General features: G+C 43.8%; 19 protein-coding genes. 16 read left to right on the forward strand and 3 right to left on the reverse strand.

What is annotated here, in order from left to right:
• The 6 genes from ABUA34_RS07420 to ABUA34_RS07445 form a co-directional block, all read left to right on the forward strand.
• Positions 1-259 (forward strand): MBL fold metallo-hydrolase (locus ABUA34_RS07420; protein WP_349823096.1); only part of this gene is annotated, 259 nt, incomplete at its 5' end.
• Between the two features lie 21 nt (positions 260-280).
• A complete protein-coding gene (gene hemZ / locus ABUA34_RS07425) occupies positions 281-1,786 on the forward strand; it encodes a coproporphyrinogen dehydrogenase HemZ (protein WP_349823097.1) in 1,506 nt (501 codons plus the stop codon).
• Positions 1,777-2,391, forward strand: a complete 615-nt coding sequence (locus ABUA34_RS07430; RefSeq protein WP_055146154.1) for an HD-GYP domain-containing protein — start codon at positions 1,777-1,779, stop codon at positions 2,389-2,391. The genes hemZ and ABUA34_RS07430 overlap by 10 nt, the downstream gene beginning before the upstream one ends.
• Positions 2,392-2,445: 54 nt before the next feature.
• Positions 2,446-4,278: an aspartate--tRNA ligase gene (gene aspS / locus ABUA34_RS07435; RefSeq protein ID WP_349823098.1), complete on the forward strand. Its 1,833-nt coding sequence runs from the start codon at positions 2,446-2,448 to the stop codon at positions 4,276-4,278.
• Positions 4,279-4,467: 189 nt separating this feature from the next.
• The gene (locus ABUA34_RS07440; protein WP_238051193.1) at positions 4,468-4,917 is read left to right on the forward strand and encodes a protease complex subunit PrcB family protein; all 450 of its coding nucleotides are present in this window, start codon (positions 4,468-4,470) and stop codon (positions 4,915-4,917) included.
• A gap of 34 nt (positions 4,918-4,951) precedes the next feature.
• Positions 4,952-6,517 (forward strand): DUF3794 and LysM peptidoglycan-binding domain-containing protein, encoded by a 1,566-nt coding sequence (locus ABUA34_RS07445; RefSeq protein ID WP_055222431.1) that lies wholly within the window; start codon positions 4,952-4,954, stop codon positions 6,515-6,517.
• Here the strand turns inward: ABUA34_RS07445 and ABUA34_RS07450 are convergent.
• Positions 6,514-6,831: a helix-turn-helix domain-containing protein gene (locus tag ABUA34_RS07450; protein ID WP_330576975.1), complete on the reverse strand. Its 318-nt coding sequence runs from the start codon at positions 6,829-6,831 to the stop codon at positions 6,514-6,516. The genes ABUA34_RS07445 and ABUA34_RS07450 overlap by 4 nt on opposite strands.
• A 151-nt stretch (positions 6,832-6,982) precedes the next feature.
• Positions 6,983-7,558, reverse strand: coding sequence for a biotin transporter BioY (locus ABUA34_RS07455; protein ID WP_015534320.1), 576 nt, complete (start codon positions 7,556-7,558; stop codon positions 6,983-6,985).
• 264 nt (positions 7,559-7,822) lie between these two features.
• Between ABUA34_RS07455 and ABUA34_RS07460 the strand changes: the two genes are divergently transcribed.
• The 3 genes from ABUA34_RS07460 (at position 7,823) to ABUA34_RS07470 (ending at position 10,081) form a co-directional block, all read left to right on the forward strand.
• Entirely contained in the window at positions 7,823-8,653 is an 831-nt protein-coding gene (locus tag ABUA34_RS07460; RefSeq protein ID WP_349823099.1) for a nitrilase-related carbon-nitrogen hydrolase, read from the forward strand.
• Between the two features lie 101 nt (positions 8,654-8,754).
• A complete protein-coding gene (locus tag ABUA34_RS07465) occupies positions 8,755-9,171 on the forward strand; it encodes an HIT family protein (protein ID WP_015534318.1) in 417 nt (138 codons plus the stop codon).
• 169 nt (positions 9,172-9,340) lie between these two features.
• A complete protein-coding gene (locus tag ABUA34_RS07470) occupies positions 9,341-10,081 on the forward strand; it encodes a TraX family protein (protein WP_349823100.1) in 741 nt (246 codons plus the stop codon).
• A gap of 26 nt (positions 10,082-10,107) precedes the next feature.
• Here ABUA34_RS07470 and ABUA34_RS07475 read toward each other — a convergent pair whose 3' ends face one another.
• Positions 10,108-10,332, reverse strand: a complete 225-nt coding sequence (locus ABUA34_RS07475; RefSeq protein WP_022217480.1) for a helix-turn-helix domain-containing protein — start codon at positions 10,330-10,332, stop codon at positions 10,108-10,110.
• Positions 10,333-10,465: 133 nt separating this feature from the next.
• On the opposite strand from ABUA34_RS07475, the gene ABUA34_RS07480 reads away from it, so the two are divergent.
• The 7 genes from ABUA34_RS07480 to ABUA34_RS07510 all read left to right on the forward strand — a co-directional run.
• On the forward strand, positions 10,466-11,503 hold the full coding sequence (locus tag ABUA34_RS07480) for a P-loop NTPase family protein (RefSeq protein WP_022217481.1): 1,038 nt from the start codon (positions 10,466-10,468) through the stop codon (positions 11,501-11,503).
• 10 nt (positions 11,504-11,513) lie between these two features.
• The gene (locus ABUA34_RS07485; protein WP_022217482.1) at positions 11,514-12,752 is read left to right on the forward strand and encodes a TadA family conjugal transfer-associated ATPase; all 1,239 of its coding nucleotides are present in this window, start codon (positions 11,514-11,516) and stop codon (positions 12,750-12,752) included.
• Positions 12,753-12,754: 2 nt separating this feature from the next.
• Positions 12,755-13,618: a type II secretion system F family protein gene (locus ABUA34_RS07490; RefSeq protein ID WP_022217483.1), complete on the forward strand. Its 864-nt coding sequence runs from the start codon at positions 12,755-12,757 to the stop codon at positions 13,616-13,618.
• A gap of 12 nt (positions 13,619-13,630) precedes the next feature.
• The gene (locus ABUA34_RS07495; protein ID WP_022217484.1) at positions 13,631-14,500 is read left to right on the forward strand and encodes a type II secretion system F family protein; all 870 of its coding nucleotides are present in this window, start codon (positions 13,631-13,633) and stop codon (positions 14,498-14,500) included.
• Positions 14,501-14,543: 43 nt separating this feature from the next.
• Positions 14,544-14,789 carry a Flp1 family type IVb pilin gene (locus ABUA34_RS07500; RefSeq protein WP_022217485.1) on the forward strand — a complete coding sequence of 82 codons (246 nt, stop codon included), beginning with the start codon at positions 14,544-14,546 and terminating at the stop codon, positions 14,787-14,789.
• A 117-nt stretch (positions 14,790-14,906) separates the two neighbouring features.
• Complete coding sequence (locus tag ABUA34_RS07505; protein WP_172676643.1) at positions 14,907-15,545, forward strand: TadE/TadG family type IV pilus assembly protein; 639 nt, start codon at positions 14,907-14,909, stop codon at positions 15,543-15,545.
• A 15-nt stretch (positions 15,546-15,560) separates the two neighbouring features.
• Positions 15,561-17,887 (forward strand): hypothetical protein (locus ABUA34_RS07510; protein ID WP_349823101.1); only part of this gene is annotated, 2,327 nt, incomplete at its 3' end.

A 17,887-nucleotide genomic window follows, 5' to 3' on the forward strand; every position in this document is an offset into this window, starting at 1 on the left:
GATGAGCTGCATCAGTGTGTCGGGACATACCAGAGGCGGAATGTGCTATTACTTCGAGTCAGAGAATATACTGTTCTCAGGGGATACGCTGTTCAAATACAGTGTGGGAAGATCGGATTTCCCTACAGGTGATGAGCATGCGCTGCTCGAGAACATAAGAGAGAAGCTGTTTGTGCTTCCTGATGATACCGTGGTGTACCCTGGACACGGGGAGACAACACTTATAAGAAAAGAGAAGAAGATGAATCCGTTCTTCTGATGGGCGGATCATGGTGGAAATATGATATTACTGATACAGAATATAGAAGATTACAACAATGATCTCCGGGTGAGTCTCCAGGCCTTCTACGGCGGTGAAAGAATAGTGGTTCCGGAGATATTTGACAAAAAGCCGGAGCTTAAGGCGGAGATAGACAAGGAGCTTGTGGCGGATATAGATGACAATAGAATAAATATAGAGCTGTATTCTGTAGTAGACGGAGGAGAGCGGACTTTGGCATGCAGCACACAGATCCCTGTGGATGGCGACTGCCGGGATAAGAGTGCCGTGAGGAATCCGTTAAAGCTGGCGATATACAACATGCTTTCGGAGTATACAGACCGCAGACTTCCGTGGGGCTCCCTGACGGGTATCAGACCTACGAAGATAGCTGTGTCTTATATGGAAGCCGGGATGACCTCAGAGGATATAATAGGAAACTACCAGGAGATATATGGAACCTCCCGTGAGAAAGCCGAGCTGGCAGTGGCGGTGGCTGACAGGGAGAAGAAAATCATAGACTCTGTGGCGGAGGAGGACGAATACTGTCTGTATATAGGCATACCGTTCTGTCCGACAAGATGTTTGTACTGTTCATTTACCTCATATCCGATCGCGGTATATAAGAATAAGGTGGATGCATATCTGGACGCAGTCGAGAAAGAGATGGCATACGTTGCGGAGGCATATTCCGGAAAACGGCTCATATCAATATATGTGGGAGGCGGAACGCCGTCATCCATATCTGCGGAGCATATGGACAGACTCTGCAGCATGATAGAGAAGTCATTTGACCTGTCACAGGTGAGGGAGTTCACCATAGAAGCGGGCAGACCGGACAGTACCACATTTGACAAGCTTGAGGTCATGAAGCGCCACGGAGTGACGCGTATAAGCATAAATCCACAGACCATGAACGAGGAGACATTAAGGACCATAGGCAGGGCACATACGCCGGAGCAGACGGTCATAGCCATGGAGAATGCCCGGAGAGCGGGCTTTGACAACATCAACATGGATCTGATAGTGGGACTTCCGGGAGAGGACACGGACAGTGTGGAGAACACGCTGAGACAGGTGAAGGAGCTTTCCCCTGAAAGTCTGACGGTTCACACCCTTGCCATCAAGAGGGCGGCGAATCTGAACATAGAGATGGACAAATACCGTGACACCCTGAAGTCAGATATAGACAGCCAGCTCGGTGCTGTTACGAGGGCGGCGGCTGAGATGGGGCTTGATCCATACTATCTGTACAGACAGAAGAACATGACCGGCAATCTGGAGAACGTGGGTTACTCGAAGCCGGGGCTTGAGTGCCTGTACAATATACTCATCATGGAGGAGAGGACTGACATCATCGGTCTCGGTGCCGGAAGTTCATCGAAGCTTGTGGTGAGACCAGGACATGACGGAGTGACAGAGGGGACACGTATAGACAGAATAGAGAATTGTAAGAGTGTAGACGATTATATAGCTCGAATAGATGAGATGATCGAGCGTAAGAAAGCGGGATTTATATGGGATTAGCATTGGAGAAGGATGCAGAAGAATGCTATTCAGTTGATATGAATGATGCGGTGCGCCATGGAATGTGTGTGAGTGTACTGGCATCTGAGCTGGCGAGGGAGCTGGGCTGTGATGAGGAATTCATACACAAGGTTGCCGTGGCGGGAATGCTGCACGATGTGGGCAAGCTGCAGGTGAGTCCTTACATATATGGACGGCGGCAGGGTGCGATGAAGATCGAGGAGATGAGATACGTCAGGCTGCATGCCAAGCTTGGCGCGGAGATACTTAAGCGTGAGGGCTACGATCAGGACATAGTGGATATGGTGCACTATCACCATGAGAACTATGACGGCTCGGGATATCCGTACAGGATGCGGGGCGAGGAGATACCACTCGGCGCAAGACTTATCAGAGTGTGCGATGTGTTCAGTGCACTGGTCAGCGACAGACCATACAGGAAGGCATTTGACGCGGATACGGCATTTGGAATGGTGATAGATGAGGTGAGACACTTCGACATGAGGGCGTTCCTGGCGTTCCAGCGGCTGATCAACACCACAGACATCATGAGCAGGGTGGATCAGGTGCTTCACGGCGATATTCCAGGTCTTGACGAAAAATGAAAAAAGTGTATAGTGACATAAGGAAAGTTTTTAATTTTAGGAGGATAGCGTAAGATGGCAGAATCTATGCAGGGGCTTAAGAGAAGCCACAGATGTACAGAGGTTAGCAGTGCCAACATAGGTGAGAAAGTCACCGTGATGGGCTGGGTTCAGAAGAGCAGAAATAAAGGTGGAATAATCTTTGTAGATCTTCGAGATAGAAGTGGAATATTACAGGTTATATTTGAGGAGTCACAGTGTGGCGCAGAGTGCTTCGAGAAGGCAGGAAAGCTCCGTTCAGAGTTCGTTGCAGCCATCGAGGGAACAGTGTGCAAGCGTGCGGGTGCAGTGAATGAGAACCTTGCAACAGGAGACATCGAGGTCGTTGCAAGCAGCCTCCGTATACTGTCAGAGGCAGAGACACCTCCATTCCCTATAGAGGAGAACAGCAAGACCAAGGAGGAGATAAGGCTCAAGTACAGATATCTCGACCTCAGACGTCCTGACCTCCAGAGAAATCTTATCATGAAGAGTAAGGTAGCCACCATCGCCAGACAGTTCATGGCAGATGAGGGATTCCTTGAGATAGAGACACCTATGCTGACCAAGTCAACACCAGAGGGAGCAAGAGATTACCTTGTGCCAAGCCGTGTACACCCTGGTACATTCTACGCTCTGCCACAGTCACCACAGCTCTTCAAGCAGCTTCTTATGTGCTCTGGTTACGACAGATATTTCCAGATCGCAAGATGCTTCCGTGACGAGGATCTCCGTGCAGACAGACAGCCGGAGTTCACCCAGATGGATATGGAGCTCTCATTTGTTGACGTTGACGATGTAATCGATGTAAATGAGCGTCTTCTTGCAAAGCTCTTCAAGGAGATACTTGATCTCGACATCCAGCTTCCAATTCAGAGAATGACATGGCAGGAGGCAATGGACAGATTTGGTTCAGATAAGCCTGACCTCAGATTTGGACTCGAGCTCAAGGATGTCAGCGATGTTGTCAAGGACTGTGAGTTCGGAGTATTCACAGGTGCCCTTGCAAATGGCGGAACAGTCCGCGGTATCAATGCCGAGGGACAGGGAAGCATGCCTAGAAAGAAGATAGATGCCCTTATCGAGTATGCAAAGACATACGGCGCAAAGGGACTTGCATATATAGTTATCAACGAGGATGGAAGCTACAAGTCATCATTTGCCAAGTTCATGACAGAGGAGCAGATGAACGCCCTTGTGGCAGCCATGGATGGAAAGCCTGGCGACCTGCTTCTGTTCGCAGCGGACAAGACAAAGATCGTATGGACAGTCCTCGGCGCACTGAGATGCCATCTGGCAGAGCTCATGGGACTTGTGGACAAGAATGTATACAGATTCGTGTGGATCATAGAGTTCCCACTTCTTGAGTGGTCAGACGAGGAGAACAGATTCACAGCTATGCACCATCCATTTACCATGCCTATGGAGGAGGATCTTCAGTACATCGATTCTGATCCGGGCAGGGTTCGTGCAAAGGCTTATGATATAGTATTAAACGGAAATGAGATCGGTGGAGGTTCAGTCAGAATCCATCAGGATGACATTCAGGAGAAGATGTTCGAGTGCCTTGGCTTTACAAAGGCCGAGGCTCACGAGAGATTCGGATTCCTTCTGGATGCGTTCAAGTACGGAGTACCACCTCACGCAGGACTTGCCTATGGTCTTGACCGTCTGGTCATGCTCATGGCAAAGCAGGATTCTATCCGTGACGTAATCGCATTCCCTAAGGTAAAGGATGCATCATGTCTCATGACAAATGCGCCTGACTATGTAGACGACAAGCAGCTCGCTGAGCTTGGAATCGAGGTCACACCAGAGGCTGAGGCCGAGATCGAGGCTGAGAAGAGCGCACCTGTAGACGCAGAGTAGAATGACAGAATAATATACAGAAGGACGAGCTTCTGATACGGAGGCGGGATATCAAACAGGATATCCCGCCTCTTTTTTGCGTTTACAGACATAAAGAGCAAATGGGGTACATATACTATACCAAAGTGTGTTAAGTGGCTTAAAATGACAGCCAGACACCTTAAAAAGCAAATGGCGGAGGTGATACATGTGGAAAATGAAAAAGAGTTTCTAAGAGGGAGAATGTGGGGCAGACTTACCTTCCTGCTGGTGGTTGCACTGGAGCTCATGATATTCTGCGTTGGATGTGCAAGGTTTGAGGTGTCGGACAGTGGTGAGCCGCTGCTCTATGACGTGTGCGATGAGACCATGCTGCCGGATGAACTGGTTACCATCATAGACAAAAAGAAGGAAAACCCATTTAATCTCGTATATTCAAACAGCACATATACATATATAGTCATCGCTGCGGGCATGCAGGAGAGGGATGACGTTGGGGTGACTCTGGAGGAGATGTACAAGGACGACAATGCCATTTACATCAAGGGAGTTTTAAGGCAGGTGGCGACTCCGACGGATGGCGTGAAGGGGGACAATGTATCATTTCCTTATATGGTGGTCAGGATAGTGAAGATGGATCTTCCGGTTGTATTCAAGTAGAACGGTATATCATAAAAAATAAGGTGGGGAAAATATGGAGCTTACTAAGAACAGGATCACAACGACGAATCTTAAGGCGGCAAAATATGTTGAGTTTACCGTGGATGATGATTTCAATGTCCCTGATGTGAAGGGGGATATAGACAGACAGATAGCCAGCAAAGGACAGGTGACGATAGAAAACATAGACGTCATGGAGGGCAAGGCGCGCATCACAGGAACTGTGAGCTACGCCATCCTATACCAGACTGACCGGGAGGGGGATTCATTTGAGAGCCATGACGGAGAACTGCCATTTGAGGAGACGATAAATGCGGATGAACTGTCGCTGGGAGATAAGGTTTCCGTACAGGGTGTGCTGGAGGATCTGTACGTGACCGTGATAAATTCCAGAAAATACGAGGTGAGAGGGCTTGTGGGCGTGAAGCTCTGGGCGTGCCAGCAGATCACCGCAGAGGGCGCCGTGGGCATAGCAAACGGCTCTGGTATAGAGTGCATGACGGAGAAGGTAAGCTTTACAAATCTTGCGGCGTCTTCCAGAGACATAATGAAGATAAAGGAGGACATAGAGATCCCGGCAAATAAGCCGAATATCGGACGTGTGCTGTGGGATCAGGTGAACTTCTCGGAGATAGAGAGCCGTGCCACGGACGTGGGGGTACATATAAGCGGCAAGATGGACATATTTGTCATATACAAGCCTGATGACGAGGTGGCTCCGGTGCAGTATGTCAGCGCCACGAGGGAGTTCCAGGACACTGTGAACTGCGATGGAATAGACGAGGATATGATACTGGACGATATGATAACCGCATCCCGCGGTTCGGTGTCCGTGCGTGCAAATGACGGCGGTGAGGACAGGATACTCCAGGTGGAGAGCAGCCTCAATGTGGACATCAAGGTGTACGAGGACGTGGAGGCAGACCTTCTCAAGGATATGTTCTCATATTCTGCGCAGGTCGATCCCGTCAGGAGCAGATTCAGCTACGAGAACCTTCTCATGAGAAACAATGCAAAGACGAGGGTCGTGAAGAAGGAGAGGCTCAAGAGCAGCCAGCCGTCCATTCTCCAGATCGTAAATGTGACGGGCAGTGTGGATATAGACGATGTCAGGCCGGCGGATGACGCCGTGGTCGTCGAGGGTGCTGTGAAGGCGGCAGTTCTTTATGTGTCATCGGATGACAGCAGACCTCTGTGTCAGATGGAGGTGGTAGCTCCATTTTCATACAGGGTGGAGACTGTTCCGCTCAGAACTCAGGATTCCATCAGGATTACCCCTGCACTCAATCAGATCACGGCGGCGCTGCCGGGCAATGATGAGGTGGAGATAAAAGCCATAGTGGATATGGGAATGACCATATTTACCCGGAAAGAGATAGAGCTTATCGATGACATGACGGTGGCTCCGGTCGATATGAAGAAGAAAGCGGTGGCGCCAGGTATAGTGGGCTATGTTGTGCGTGACGGTGACAGCATATGGTCGATCGCAAAACAGTATTATTCCAGTCTTGATTCCATAAGAAAGCTCAACAGACTTGAGGGGGATGACGTGAAAGCCGGTGACAGGTTGATAGTGGTCAAATGTGCGGGAAAGAATTAGCTGTTGCCCTTCCAGTGTATATTGTATTTTCCCGGTGATCTGGGATCCTGGTCGGTGACAGCGGCTTCTCTGTAATATTCTTTGTATGGAACAGGGTTGTTGGTGATTCCAAGAATGTAATCGGATGACACGTTATATAACTCGGTGAGATATATAAGGTGATGGATTGGCAGCGCGCTTGCGCCCCTTTCATAACGTGCGTACATGGTCTGTGAGGTGTTCAGATAGCGGGCAACATATTGTTGTGTAAAGTCATGATCTTCCCGCAGTCCACGGATTCTTTCTATATACTTTTTATCCTTGCTAAATTCCATATACTGCATTCGATCACCCGCAAAAATGATAACATACGGGTTTGTGACCCTTTTAATTTTAGTAAATATGTTTACTAAACGAGATAGTAACAAAAAAGTGCAATCATAGCCGACAGCTATAATTGCACTTAAGTTTGTGTATTTCCATTAATCAGGCTTCTTTTGCCTGTTCATTGGCCTCTTTGTCGTCCTTCTCAGGGAGAAGTCTCTTGAACAGTGGAACGAGCTGTGCGGCGATGACAGCCTTAACGAGGTCGAGTGGAATGAATGCCACGAAACCTGATAAGAATGCAACCTTCCATGTGAGGTTACCGTTGAACTTCCACCAGATCATTCCCACGATATCAATGATCACGACACCTATGATCGCAACGATGGTATACTTAAGTCTCTTGTACTTTTTGCCTTTGATGAGACCGACTACGATTGATGCAATGATGAATGAGAAGGTGTATCCACCGAATACTCCGAACAGATATCCAAGGCCTGCGCCTCCGCCGATGAATACAGGAACGCCGATGGCACCCATGATCATCCAAAGTGCTATTATGATCGTTGAGTCTCTGAGCTCAAATACGAGAGCTATCAGAATTATCATAAAGTTGAGTAATGTGATGTGTGCTGCGTTAGGGAGCGGTGTTGGAATGCTCAGGTAAGCGGATGCACACAGAATTGCAGTGAACATGGCCATCATGACCAGCTCTACAGTGGTAAATGCTTTTTTCATTTGTAATAATCCTCCAATGATTGTAATGCCTGTGTACAGCTTATTCACAACAAATCCAGGTAGTTTCGACGGGCTGATGACGAATACTGCCTGGATTTGTTAACCTATACACAAGGGCTATGGTTGACATTATATATATACATGGGAGGAATGTCAACCATAAATTTTGAACACAGGTTAACATTTGCAAAACACACGATATTGTGTAAAATACTTAATATAGAATTCGAACGATATACAGAGTGTATACACAGGAGGCGGGATATGATTATGATAAAGGTCGGAATCACGGAGATCGATATTGGATACGAGGATAAGGAGTATGCCAGGGAGCACTGTCTTGAGGTCATGCAGGAGGCATATGAGAATGGCGTTGAGCTCTTGGTGTTTCCTGAGATGACGCTGACGGGATTTACCATGATGCCCGCTCGCATGTGGGAGGCGTACATGGATGATGAGATACCGGAGAGCGTTTCGTTTTTTATGGAGAACAGCAGGAAATACGATATGGCCATGGCATTTGGTTATATAGAAGCTTTCATGGCTGATGGAAGCGGTGAGTTTGATGAGAGCAGAAGGAAGGTATTTGAAAATAAGCTGGCGATCGTCAGCGGTGATGAGGTGATCATGGATTACGCAAAGATACATCCTTTTTCGTTCAGCGGTGAGGACAGGGTGTACCGGGCAGGCAGCCGTATTTGTCAGGCGAATGTCAAGGATCTGAGGCTGGGCGGATACATATGCTATGATCTCAGATTCCCGGAGATATTTTCGGCGGCGAGGGATTCTTACGATGCCATACTTGTGATAGCCAACTGGCCTGAGGAGAGAGTTGCCCAGTGGGAAGCGCTGCTCAGGGCGAGGGCCATTGAGAATCAGGCATACGTGATAGGCGTGAACAGAGTGGGCATGGGTAAAAGGGAGAGATATGTCCCGAGCTCACATATATATGATGTCTACGGCAATGAGATGGCGGAGAGGGTGAGCGACAGACTGCTCGTTGCGGAGCTGGATCCTGCGGTCATAGCCGGTGCCAGAAAGACATTTCCGCAGGGCAGGGACAGGAAAAATGAATTTTACATGTCAATATTATAGAATTATTTGACTGGTGTATAAAACTGGTGTTCTCTTTGGTGCTTGTAATATTTTGTCAGATGGTTTACAATGGATAGAGGCAATGAGGAGGTAAAACTTATATGAATAAGGACGATTGCATTTTTTGTAAGATAGCCAACGGTGAGATTCCATCAGCGACAGTTTATGAGGATAGTATCTGCAGAGTAATACTTGATGTGAATCCTGCTAACAAGGGCCATGCGCTTATTATCCCGAAAGAACATTTTGACAATATATACAGCATGGATGCTGAGACAGCAGCCAAGATATTTACTATAGCTACAGAGGTGGCAAAGGCACAGAAGGCTGAGCTGAATCCGGACGGACTGAATATCCTTCAGAACAACGGCGAGGCAGCAGGCCAGACTGTATTCCACTTCCATATGCATCTTGTTCCAAGATACATCAAGGACAACGTGACTATGACCTGGATACCGGGTAAGGCTGATACAGAGGAGCTGTCAGCATTGTCTAAGGCTCTCAGAAAGAGAATCTAGACGATAGAAGATAGATATATAAGGTTTTGTGAGAAGAGCAGCACATGATGAACATAAGTCATGTGCTGTTTTTTCTGTATACAATGTCTGCAAATACAGATATAGAGTCTGGATAAGCACTTGAAGGCAGTCGTATGGCTGGTGATCAACGATGAGGAAGGATAAATAAATGGGAGAAAATAGACTGAACGATATAAAAAAACAAAAAAGGAATATCAGGATATTCTCCTCCAATGCGCTGAAGATCATAGCCTGCGTAAGTATGCTGATTGATCATATAGGAATCGTATTTGTGGACAACAATCTGTTCATGCGCGCTGTGGGGCGTCTGGCATTTCCTGTATTTGCATTCCTGCTTGTACAGGGGCTTCTGCGTACATCCGACGTGAGGAGGTATCTTCTGAGACTTGGAATATTTGCGGTGGTGTCAGAGATGCCATTTGATCTGGCAATGCACGATACGATCTGGTATCCGGGGGCTCAGAACATATTCTTCACCCTGACAGCCGGACTGTTTGCCATATACGCCATGGATAGCCGGGGGCCAATCGGAAGATGGAAGGTCGAGATCGCACTGGCCGCAGCACTTCTGGCGGAGTTCCTGAGATTCGACTACGGCATGGCGGGAGTGGGAATCATAGTCATGTTCTATCTGATCGAGAAGGAGCGGAGTGGAGCGGATGCTTATACTCTGGCATATTTCAATAAGAAGCAGAACATTGAGATCGTGGTGCTCAGTTCGCTGGTATACATTCTCTGCCTGGGCATGAATCAGCTATACGCTCTGCTGGCGATGATACCTGTGAATATGTACAGCGGAGAGAGAGGAAGGATGAAGCTCAAGTATTTTTTCTACCTGTTTTATCCCCTGCATTTGCTGCTTATATGGGAAATCGTAAAAGGAATGTAGATGTCGAAAATCTACATTCCTCTTTTTTACTTTTGTGGATATTTTGTCTTTACGTTACTTGCCCCGCTGATATAGTCGACAGATACATTGTAATACCTAGCAAGAATAAGGAGACTGTCAACAGGAATCCGTGTTTTACCGCTTTCATAATCAGCGTAGGTACGTTGACCTACATGTAACAAATCGGCAACTTTTTGCTGTGTCAAAGAGTTGTCTTCCCTGATCTCACGTATCCTTTCGTTATAGCGCATTAGCATACCTCCTTTAGTTTACGATTAGTATAATTTGAGAAAATTTATATATTGACAAAAAGAGCCATAAACTCTAAAATAAAAATGCTAATGTAGAGTTATAAACTCTAAGGAAGCGAGGGAGGTGGAGTTTATGAAAATACGTGTGGGTTTTATTATTTCGGATAAAATATATATAGAAAGACTGGTGTCAACCCTTAACAGATATTATAGTGATAAGCTTGAAATTTATTCATACACGGATGTTAAAGTGGCCAATGAAAGCGTTGAAAATCAAAGGCTTGACATAGTTATAGTGGATGAGACGTTACAGGTGAACGAATACAGAAATTGTTGCATGGCATATTTTGTAGAGTCTCCTGACATAGACAAGATAGAAGGAAAAAAAGCGATATGTAAGTTCCAGAAAGTAGAGCTTATATATAAGGATATACTTGCGTTATACTCTGAGTACAGTTCTAGAATTACCAAGCGCAAGAGAAGTGGTGAGCTTGCAGAAGTCATCACTTTTACCTCACCGGCATGCGGCAGCGGAGTGACATCCATGGCAGCGGCATTCGCCTTAAATTGTTCCCTTAATAATAAAAGTGCATTGTATCTGAGTATGGAGAATATTCCGACTACAGATATTATTTTTGATGGTGAAGGAAAATATACACTTACTGACGTGGTGTATGCAGTGAAGAGTAAGAGGTCAAATCTTTCAATGAAGCTTGAAAGCTTTGCCATTACAGATTCAGCAAATGTAGACTATTTTGCTGCGCCTAAGAATCCGATGGATCTTCATGAAATGAATGATGAGGATGTGGAATTGCTTATATCAGAGCTCAAGTCCATGGGACTTTATGATTTCATAGTAATCGATGCTGATTTCAATATCACTCCAACATTCAAAAAGATTATAGATTGTTCAGATAAGACAGTGATAGTTGTGAATGACGATGAGAGATCCGCACATAAGGTTGACAGAATGAATGAACTTATGAAGGTATTCGTCAACAATGAAGATTTCATCAGGACAGCAAGCTTCATTATTAACAAAGAAGAAGCTGCAAAGTTTGATTGGTCTACGTGCAAAGTTATAACAAAGTCCGGTGCTGTTCAGGGAACAACATTCAGGCAGATAGTAGATATACTTGCTAACAATCAGGAATTTTTGAAATTATATTAGGGTGTGAATTATGACATTTGATGAAGAACAGGAATTTGTGGCGGCAGCCAAATTCTATGTGTCCAATAATCTGGAACTTAATAGACTGAGTGATGAGGACCTCGAGGAAGAGATAGAAAATGTTGTTAACAGTAAGCTGGATGGTCAGTATTGCACAGTTGAACAGAGATTGTCCATAGTAAAACAGGTATACAGCTCAATCCGTGGGCTGGGACTGCTGGACAGTATCATGACAGACGATACCATAACAGAGGTCATGATAAATGGAAAAGACAATATATTCATAGAGCAGAATGGACGAGTAAAACGACTGGACAAGTTTTTTGAGACGGACAGGCGACTGGAAGATATAATTCAGCGAATTGTTGGAATGGCAGGTAGAGAGGTCAATCAGGCTAATCCTATTGTTGATACAAGACTTCAGGATGGTTCCCGAGTTAATGTAGTGCTTCCACCTATAGCTTTGTGTGGACCAACGGTAACTATCCGTAAGTTCTCAAAGGAGCCTATGACAATAGAGAAGCTTATAAAATACGGTTCAATAACTGAGGAGATAGCGCATAAGCTTGAGCTTCTGGTAAGGGCAAAATACAACATATTCATATGTGGAGGTACCGGTTCCGGTAAGACAACATTCCTGAATGCCCTGTCAAATTATATACCGAAGGACGAGCGAGTAATTACCATTGAGGACTCAGCAGAGCTTCAGATAGTTGGAGTAGATAACCTTGTAAGTCTGGAGACCAGAAATGCAAATGCATCAGGAGCTGGAGCAATAACTATAAGGGATCTTATCAAATCCTCACTCCGAATGAGACCTGAAAGAATAGTAGTTGGAGAGGTTCGTGGTGGTGAGGCACTTGATATGCTGCAGGCCATGAATACAGGTCATGATGGAAGCTTATCTACAGGACATGCTAACTCAACTCATGATATGCTCTCCCGTTTGGAGACAATGGTTCTTCAGGGGGCAGAGGGATTACCTCTTGAGGCTATAAGACAGCAGATAGCATCGGCTATAGACATAATAATACATTTGTCCAGACTTCGTGACAAATCCAGAAAGACGATGGAGATAACGGAGGTTCTGGGTATGAAGGATGGAGAGATACAGTTAAATCCATTGTATGTATTTGAAGAGGATGAGAATTCAACGCTCGACAGAGTGTCTGGAAGATTAAAGAGAACAGATAATAAGATGCAGAATGTATTCAAACTGCAGCTTACGGGAATAAGGGAAGAGATATAGGTATGTTAGGAATAAGTAAAAAGGAAAAGAAACCTGAAGAACCACAGTATTATATGTCCAGAGTGCAGATGCCGGTCATGAATTATAAGGTATATCACATGGGTAAAGTGGAAAAAATACTTACATTTATGCTGGCGTTTGTGATAGGAGCGGCAGTGGCATATCTGTTCTATGGAGGCTTGTTTAAGGATGAATATGGAAATGCCACAACAGCTACCTGGATCAGCAATATAGTGATAATGCTGGTGGTTGGAATCATAGCAGGTAGGATGTTTGTTCCAATCAGAACAAAGAGCATCATAGACAAAAATCAGAGAAAGCTCAAAGAGCAGTTCAGAAGTATGCTTGAAGCTGTAAACACCTCACTCGGTGCAGGAAATAATGCCATAGATTCATTTGAATCAGCGTACAGAGATCTCCGTGTTCAGTATGAGGAGGATGCTTTCATATTGAAAGAGCTGAATGTCATATTGGTTTCAAACAGAAACAATATAGATATAGAAACTGTGCTGAAGGACTTCGGTGAGAGAAGCGGAATAGATGATATCAAGAGTTTCGCCAGTGTGTACGAGATATGTTACAGAAAGGGTGGAAATCTCCGAGATGTAATCAACAACACCCACTCCATCATAAGTGACAAGATGGAGATCATGGAGGAGATAGAGACCATGGTTGCATCGAATAAGATGGAACAGAATCTGATGATAGTTATGCCGGTGGGACTTATAGGCGTAATCAAGATGATGAGTCCCGATTTCGGAGATAACTATGCAACGGCTGCAGGTGTAATAGCAACTACTCTCGGTATTGTATGTTTTGTGGCTGCATATTATGTGGGACGAAAAATACTGGATATCAAATTATAGGAGGGTAAAGGTATGCTGACAACAGCTAACATTATAGTGTTTTCCATATCAGGATTATTACTCATTGCATGGTTGTTTTTCTATTTTAAGGGGAAGAAATATGCGGAACTGTTTGATGGCCTTGATGAGAAAGAGTATCCGCTGAAGGATATATATTTTATAGGCTATGGAATGATGGAAACTTTTCATTATCAGTACAAAAGCAAGTCCGATAGAAAACTCAGACAGAGTGCAGCAATATTGTATGAGAAAAAATACGCTGAGTATTATGTAAGACTTGCATATGCACAGAAGATATCTCTGTCGTTCACTTTGCTTTTGGTGGGATTTATTCTTTATGGATTTACATCTGAGATGGGAATACTTCTGGTATTTGGTATATTCTCGTTTACTGCATATTACTACTTCGGAACACTAATGCTTGAAAAAATAAGTAAGAGAGAGGATGAGATGCTTCGTGATTTTTCTGAGGTTATTTCAAAACTTGCGCTTCTTACAAATGCAGGAATGATACTCAGAGAGGCATGGGAAAAAGTTGCTTTTAATGGAGACACAACAATTTATAAGGAAATGCAAAGATCTGTGGAGGACATGCATAATGGAGTGTCGGAAGTAGAGGCATTTCATAGTTTTGGTACCAGATGCGTTCTGGCAGAGGTAAAAAAGGCTGTATCGACCATGATACAGGGTATGGAAAAAGGAAATAAGGAGCTTGTAAAAATGCTCAGTGAGCAGTCACAGGAGTCCTGGAATCTCAAGAAGAATATAGCTATGAGAGATGGAGAAAAAGCATCCAGTAAGCTGCTTATTCCGATGATGATAATGTTTGCAGGAATATTGATCATGGTATTAATACCGATATTTGCGAATATTGGTGTGTAAATACAATAACTAATGAAAAATGGGAAGGAAGGAGGAAAACGGGATGATAGAGAGAATTGACGATGTGGCTGGCATGGCTATAGCAAAGGCAAAGTATCTCGGATTCAAGGCAAAGGAGAAGTTTGTTGACTTTGTTACGAAAGAAGATGGAGATGTAAATGTTGTATCTATCGTAATCCTTATAGGTATAGCAGTTGTGCTTGCACTTCTGTTTAAGACACAGATTACAACAATAGTAACAAATCTTCTTAAGAATATAGAGACAAAGTCAAATGAGGCGATGAAATAATAATTGTCATTCACAGTCGACTTGATCTGGGGAGAACAGTTTCTGAGAGAACCGTCATTATTTATGTATAAGTAAATAATGGCGGTTTGACAGATGTATAAAGGGAATGGTGACTTTATGAAGAAGAGAATGAAAGACGAAAGAGGATCGTTGATAGTTGAAGCAACTATCGTGTTTCCTGTGACATTTCTGGTTGTTATATTTTTGTTGTTTGTGGGGAATCTGTATTATCAGAGAAGTAAGGCACAGGCAGTTTTTACGGAATCGGTTATTGAATATGCGGCAAAGGAGAGTAATCCCATGCTGGCAAAATACATAGATGATGGTGCAGTAGTTTCGTTAAGTTCAGGAAATGATTTTAAACCATACAGGTATCTGAATTTCTGGGGAGATACCGGAACTGCAAAGGTAGAAGGAGAAATAAAAAAAGGATTGAAAAATATGGGTACTGGCTTATTTTCCGGCATGGGAGTACAGAATACAGCGGTGTCCGTTGATTATAAAACTTATGGTGTGTATGCAAAGGTTGAAGCAGAGATGAGTTACAGTATTACAATGCCTGTAAAGCTTTTGGGACAGGAAGAAGCATCTAAAGTGGAATTTCAGGAGTATATAGAAGTCCCGGCTATGGAGGGTTCAGAGATAGTGAGAAATGTTAACATGGTTAGAGATATTATAGATAGGAATGAAACAGCCAGTGGAGTAATGGAAAAAGCCAGTGAGTATATAACAAAATTCAGACAATTTGCAAATTGATGGGGGTAAAAAGTTATGATGAAGTTGTTTAGGCCAGGCGGAGCTATATCGGTTTTCCTAATTATAATATTGGTTCCATGCCTTGTTTTATGTTTTTTGTATGTGGATTTGAGCAGGATAGAGTTGTCCAAGAGTTCGGTAGAATCAACAGCGGATACAACACTTAATTCGCTTATGGCTAATTATGATACGGTTCTTAGCGATTATTATGGCTTGGTTGCTTCGGTTCAGAATATTGACGATTTTTGCGACAAGAGTAAGGAATTCTTTAAAAAGACTCTTGAGGCAAATGGTGTATCAGATAGCCAAAGTAACGAGATTGTGTCATGGGTATTTTCACAAATACAGGGTGGCGGAGATTACAGTGATCTGTTGCAAGGGCAGTTGGTATCAGGAACTGAAAATTTGTATGCTGTAGCAGGATCAGGTATTGGCGAGAATCCAGCTCTGGTCAAAGAAGGTGTTGTGGAGTTTATGAAATACCGTGCGCCTGAGATGGCAGTAGAGTCAATATATGACAAGCTGGTAAAGGACGGAGATACGTTGAAGAATGATTTGAAAAATTCTTCTGAAGATAGCGAGCTGGCTCAGTCCAGAGAAGATTTTTCTGAGACAGAGGGAGCACTCAGTAAAGCAGAATTTTATACTTATTACTATTATCAGCAGTATGCGAGAGGCGATGGAAGTGAAAATAGTAGTGGACCATCAAAAAATGAAATTACTGAGATAAGACAGTATGTGGAACAATCGATAAAGGATTATGAGGATATAACGAAAACGACTGTTGGAAAGCTGTGGATATCAAAAGCAGGAACACCATCATCGGTGAATAAATATTATATCGGTTTATCCAGTACCGAGGGGAATGATGGTATTGTTAAAAATCTTGCAACTGGAACAGGCGGATACAACGAGAAAAAAGTTGCCAAAGATGTAAAAAGCTTCGAAAAAGACAAGAAGTATTATATAAAATGGTCAAAAGTTGAAAACCAAAAACAAGAGGTTGCGAATAAGCTTGCCGAGCTTGAAACGGCATTAGATAACGCTGATAAAGCAGTCTCAAAATATGCAGATAAGAATTATGGTACAGGTGATGATCAGGCGAATAAGGCACAGTGGTATTATTTTGCATATAACGCAGCAAAGGACAGCATAAAAGATGTTAATAGTAAGGGAGATGCTCTGGCAAAGGCGTGGGTAACGTATACGGCTATGCTTGACTGTGAAGCTGATCCGGATGATTCGACATTTCCATCTGATTGGAAAAAAGACGAGCGAGCTTACAGCGATGAAATCAAAGCAGATGTTCATACCATATTTAATGGCGATTTTCCTGATAGTGGGCTTAATGGACATGGTGGGAAATACATGACTGTAAAAAATGCGCTGGTGGACATATATAATGGCGGAGTTCTTTCGGAATATGATACTTCCGGCGTTTCAAGTAAGTTGAATGACATTGCAACAAATTTGGCAGCTTATAGGGAAAAAATACAGTCGTATATAGATGCCCTGAGTCTGGTGATAGAGGGCGATGGTAATAAGCATAAAATCACGAAAAAACATGAGCTTTTAAGCCTTGATGAACTGAGTGATCTGGTGTGGGAATACTACAGTGATTATAATGACTGGAAAGGAAATGCGACAGAAAGTAAAACATCTCTGGGAACTGAGCAGAGGACAGAAGTTGGCACATATGAAAAAGAGAAGAGAGATGTAGATGGTGATGATGTTGTAGAGTTTAAAAACAAGCTCATAAAAGAACGTGAGGCACTCCAATCTATAGTTGATGCGATAGATTCGATTAAGTATGGCAGCAAAAAACTGACAGATATAAAGAATTTTGATACATTTTATTCACAGTTTAAGAACAAGTTTACAAATCCGACAGAACCTATAAGAAATTCAAGGATAGATATAGATGGTCATGATATCTATTATAAACTGCTTACACCTCAGAAAACGGAGGCGCTTATTCCTGTCCCTGAGTGTAAATTGATACTGGAAAAAGGCGATGATACATATTATGACTTCCTGCTTACCCGGGGATATGAGAGTGATGGCAAGAGTCTTAAGGACTTGAAAAAAGATGTGGATGAAAAAGATGGAAAAATAGATGATTTTAAGAAACAGAAAGAGGATGCAGAGAATTCCGAAGATACCAAGAAGGATAAGAGTGGTTCAGATGAGATAAAGAATTCTTCTAATGTCAATGTTGGAGAGTATGAAGGATCGAAATTTGGTGCGGGAACATTACTTAAAGGGTTTGCTCAGACTATAGAGAATTTTGCGAATCAGAAGGGTCCCAATGTTAGAGATTCTCTTTATGCTACTTTATATAC

Source organism: Coprococcus sp. RTP21428st1_C9_RTP21428_210409 (assembly GCF_040227395.1).
Lineage (GTDB): Bacteria > Bacillota > Clostridia > Lachnospirales > Lachnospiraceae > Coprococcus > Coprococcus aceti.

What these genes read in the sequence shown, in the direction of transcription:
- hemZ (WP_349823097.1), top strand. Translation starts at nt 281, where the DNA reads ATGATATTACTGATACAGAATATAGAAGATTACAACAATGATCTCCGG.
- ABUA34_RS07430 (WP_055146154.1), top strand. Translation starts at nt 1,777, where the DNA reads ATGGGATTAGCATTGGAGAAGGATGCAGAAGAATGCTATTCAGTTGAT.
- aspS (WP_349823098.1), top strand. Translation starts at nt 2,446, where the DNA reads ATGGCAGAATCTATGCAGGGGCTTAAGAGAAGCCACAGATGTACAGAG.
- ABUA34_RS07445 (WP_055222431.1), top strand. Translation starts at nt 4,952, where the DNA reads ATGGAGCTTACTAAGAACAGGATCACAACGACGAATCTTAAGGCGGCA.
- ABUA34_RS07450 (WP_330576975.1), bottom strand. Translation starts at nt 6,831, where the DNA reads ATGGAATTTAGCAAGGATAAAAAGTATATAGAAAGAATCCGTGGACTG.
- ABUA34_RS07455 (WP_015534320.1), bottom strand. Translation starts at nt 7,558, where the DNA reads ATGAAAAAAGCATTTACCACTGTAGAGCTGGTCATGATGGCCATGTTC.
- ABUA34_RS07460 (WP_349823099.1), top strand. Translation starts at nt 7,823, where the DNA reads ATGATTATGATAAAGGTCGGAATCACGGAGATCGATATTGGATACGAG.
- ABUA34_RS07465 (WP_015534318.1), top strand. Translation starts at nt 8,755, where the DNA reads ATGAATAAGGACGATTGCATTTTTTGTAAGATAGCCAACGGTGAGATT.
- ABUA34_RS07470 (WP_349823100.1), top strand. Translation starts at nt 9,341, where the DNA reads ATGGGAGAAAATAGACTGAACGATATAAAAAAACAAAAAAGGAATATC.
- ABUA34_RS07475 (WP_022217480.1), bottom strand. Translation starts at nt 10,332, where the DNA reads ATGCGCTATAACGAAAGGATACGTGAGATCAGGGAAGACAACTCTTTG.
- ABUA34_RS07480 (WP_022217481.1), top strand. Translation starts at nt 10,466, where the DNA reads ATGAAAATACGTGTGGGTTTTATTATTTCGGATAAAATATATATAGAA.
- ABUA34_RS07485 (WP_022217482.1), top strand. Translation starts at nt 11,514, where the DNA reads ATGACATTTGATGAAGAACAGGAATTTGTGGCGGCAGCCAAATTCTAT.
- ABUA34_RS07490 (WP_022217483.1), top strand. Translation starts at nt 12,755, where the DNA reads ATGTTAGGAATAAGTAAAAAGGAAAAGAAACCTGAAGAACCACAGTAT.
- ABUA34_RS07495 (WP_022217484.1), top strand. Translation starts at nt 13,631, where the DNA reads ATGCTGACAACAGCTAACATTATAGTGTTTTCCATATCAGGATTATTA.
- ABUA34_RS07500 (WP_022217485.1), top strand. Translation starts at nt 14,544, where the DNA reads ATGATAGAGAGAATTGACGATGTGGCTGGCATGGCTATAGCAAAGGCA.
- ABUA34_RS07505 (WP_172676643.1), top strand. Translation starts at nt 14,907, where the DNA reads ATGAAGAAGAGAATGAAAGACGAAAGAGGATCGTTGATAGTTGAAGCA.